Here is a 3,764-nt window from a genome sequence, read left to right as displayed (position 1 = left end):
TATGTTGCGTAGAAAGTTTCTCCAACACTATGCCCAGTTTTCTTGTCTTTAATCTGAATAAACATTCTTCCCCAGAACTCTTTATCCAATTTAAGCTCATACAATGCCTTTCCATCTTTCGTACTAATTACGTCCGTTTTAACTAAGTTCCTTTTTCTATTCGCAACGTAATTCCCTATTGCATCATCATAAGATCTTTCCCACCACCATCTCCAGTTAATCTCAAATATTTCTATTACAAGATCTTCCACATCCACAGGTTTCCCTTGCTCATTAACAGTAACGATAGGAATTAAATTTGGCTTATCTACAAACAATGCCCCATTCCAACCTTCACCTTCAGGAACCTTCAACCCAACATAACCTCTATATGGAGAATAAGGGATACTGAATCTATCAACACTAAAATCACCACCTTTTTCAAAAGCTCTAATACTAAAACTGGCTTTTAACATACCAGGTGCGTGCGACTTTACTTGAAACTTAGGTATCACTTTAGCACGTCCAAAATTATCAATCAAACCATCAAAAACTGAAAACTCTTCCGATTGAAAGGTTTTAGCCGGATTATCAAAAACATAATCTGGGTACTTTTTAAAAGTCGTTCTGGTTTGCGTTAAAGTAGCCTCTATTTTCGTTTTCAGATTCCGAGCAATTGCACCATGCAACCATTTCACCTCAAGAGCCCCTTCTGGCTTTTCCGTATCAATCAATAAATCTGTATGAAAATCTAAACTGATTTTTAATCTATTTGGCTTAATCGCCTCGATTTTGATTGTCTTGGAGAAAGTTGACCCACCGACTTTAACTTTAGCCAACCAATTTCCCGTTGGTGCATCTCGATCCGTTACCGTAGTAAAATCATAAAAATCGTTGACAGGTGAAGAATTAATCGTTCTAAGATACAACTGACTTTCGGGAGTATACAATTCAAAAATCACTGGATGAGTTGGTGGAATAAACTCGTTTTGATCTTCTAAAATGAAAGAGAGAAATAGAGAATCACCTGGTCTCCAAACACCTCGTTCTCCATAAATAAATCCTTTTACACCTTGTTTGTTTACACTGCCTCCAATGTCAAACATACTTAACGAAAGAGCCGATCCATCGTCCAATCTCAAATACCCAGTTTGATCACCACTTTTTGCTATAAGTAAGTACGGACGCCTTCCTGGTTCGATTTCAATCATCCCATCGGAATTAGTCGATGCCTCTGTAATTAGTTGTTGTTGGTAATTGTACAATTCAACCGTCACACCCGAAAGCGGTTCTGTTGTTTTTAAATCAGTAATCGCGATGTGTAGTTTTTTACTATTACCGCCTTTCACAATTATTCCAAGATTTGAAGCTAAAACGTTTCGAGATACAGTGTGCGAATTATGTAAGAAGTAGGAGCCTTTACAAGGATCTTCCCGATCACGCCAATTGAAAGACTCATTGTTATCATAATAGCCATTATAGAAATAATAGTAGCCACTCTTAACATTATCGTAGTATACTTCTTCTTGATCTATTAGAGAAAAAGAAGTAAGATCCTCCTCATCCTCACCTTCTTCTGATATACAAGTGTATAGTGAATGTTTTTTATCGAATGATAAAGACACTCTATAAATTGCTCCAGGTTCTGTCTTAATCAGTTTGGATAAATCAAGTGAAAAATTATTCCATCTTCCAAAATCTATATTATCCTCTGAAGTTAGATTTACCTCTCCTTTATATACCACTCGCCCAACACGTCGCATTTCTCGGTGTTGATCTAAACGATTCTCTTGAAGAAACTGAGGGATATTATTTTCAAATACTTTAACAACCCTAACATTAACTCCACTTATATTAACAGCTTTGAAAGGGAAAACAATTTTATCATCTGTCGCAGGAATTATCACTCCTTCACCCAACAATTCTACAGCAGGCTTTATGTTAGTGAAGACCAATTGCTCAGTCACCTGATCTTTCATTTCATAGCTCATGGAGTTCTTAACCCCCGGCTCTACAACTAACTTAACATCACCAGCTTGTCTTGTTCTTGGAAAAGCTTGAATCTCATTTCCTTCTATTATCAAATTGAGTTCTGTACTGGTACTAAGATGAACAAGTCCTCTCAAATCTTGCCCCATCTTTAAAGGATCGGAAAACTGAATACTTACGTATTGCTCAGGCTGCTGATATGTATTAACTATTAAAACTTTAAAATCACCGAGAGCAGGGACTTCAACAACTAACTCTTCATCCAAGTCAACCTCGATTCCGTCCCCATCCCATTGTAGAATAACCTCACCTGCATCTTCCGTACGACTTACACTATCTACTCTAAAACTGTGATTTTTACCATCTGCAGAGTGCTCCCAACTCAAGAACAAATCCTTTCCTTTTTGAACAGCTGCTAAGCATTTCTCGACTTCCTCATCGTTGGCAAAATCAGCTGTTTGAAAGACTCCTTTCACCTTTTGCCACCCAAGATCTAATGGGTCATAAGCCTCCATACCTTCATAGTGGATGAAAATAGCTTGCTTTATAGTTTGGAAATTGAACGTTAGTGTCTCCAGCTTATTTGGCACATCCATTAACTTAGAAAGAAAGAAATCTACCTCATACAATATTCCTGATTGCAGTTTAGAGGCTGGCTTAAATTCAATAGTTCTGCTATTAATCCAGTATGCCTCACCTTCTATCTCCGGTGAAAAACTAAACAATGACCTATCAATTGGTTTCGAAACATCAATATCCTGAACGTCTTTAACCAGCCTAATAGTAATGGAAGATTGATTCGATACCACACCCGATGTAAAGGCAGAAATAAACCCTGTAAACGCTGGATCAATTTGTTTTTCTTTTTCGTTGCATGAATCACTACACCCAACAATACACAGTATTATAAACGCGTAAATCCAATTATTCCAATTTCTCATTTTATCTTTCTTATTTGATTTATTCTAAGGAGTTCAAGTTACTTAAAATGTGTGTTCTAAACTTAATTCCGTGGTAAAAACCAACGATTCTATGAAAGAAATTGAGACACAACATTGGATCAAAAAGATTATTCAAAACGCATTAATTCATTTGAACTGAATGTCCATTGAGGTGTATATAATTCAATATCCATATCGGCAACTGAATACCACGGTGAAAGCAAATCGTTATTCTGATTAACGAGAATATGTGTTTCTTGAGCTGGCATATAACTTTGAGCAAGCAGAAATAGTTTCTCTTTAGTAACCGGGTTAATTGCTACATCCGCTACAATAACTGCATGTCCCGGCGACCCGCCATATACAAATACATCTCCCGATTTTATCTCCTTAATTTCAATTGGCAATAACTCTTTCGACAAGGAAAGTGTTCCCGCATAGCTAAAAATAACTTCCATATATTTCCAGAAATCTTGATAGGAATTTGACGGTGAATATTTCTTCCTCCAATAGGCTTTGTTTCCTTCAACGACAATTCTTTTTCCCTCCATCCATTCACTATAATTAACTCTAAATCCATTGGTGAAATTGAAATGAATATCGGCATAGCGTTTTTCCTTCCATAGATATTCTGCTCTCAGTCGCATTACAGCATCTGCACATTGATGAAGATCTCTTCTGCCTATCGCTAAATCCACAACCGCCACATAAACGTCGTCGTTTCCTTTTTCTGTACCATCATAATACAGAACTGGTGCATTATGTTCTTTTAAAGGAAGTGCCCGTAAAAATTGACCGAATGAATTCTCCCCGACCTTAGCACGGACAAAATTTTCTGGAGGAAGAATTCTTGTC

At 37.0% G+C, this 3,764-nt stretch carries 2 protein-coding genes; both read right to left on the bottom strand.

All coding sequences use genetic code 11. The annotated features are described in order from the left end of the window. Positions 1 to 2,909: hypothetical protein (locus HRT72_08470; protein NQY67740.1), on the bottom strand; the 2,909-nt coding region annotated here is incomplete at its 3' end. Between the two features lie 128 nt (positions 2,910 to 3,037). After that, positions 3,038 to 3,764, bottom strand: a 727-nt coding sequence (locus HRT72_08465; GenBank protein NQY67739.1) for a DUF4846 domain-containing protein, incomplete at its 5' end; no start/stop codon positions are given.

The organism is Flavobacteriales bacterium, assembly GCA_013214975.1.
Lineage (GTDB): Bacteria > Bacteroidota > Bacteroidia > DT-38 > DT-38 > DT-38.
Note: the sequence above shows the minus strand (reverse complement) of the source record. Positions and strands in the feature narration are given on the sequence as shown.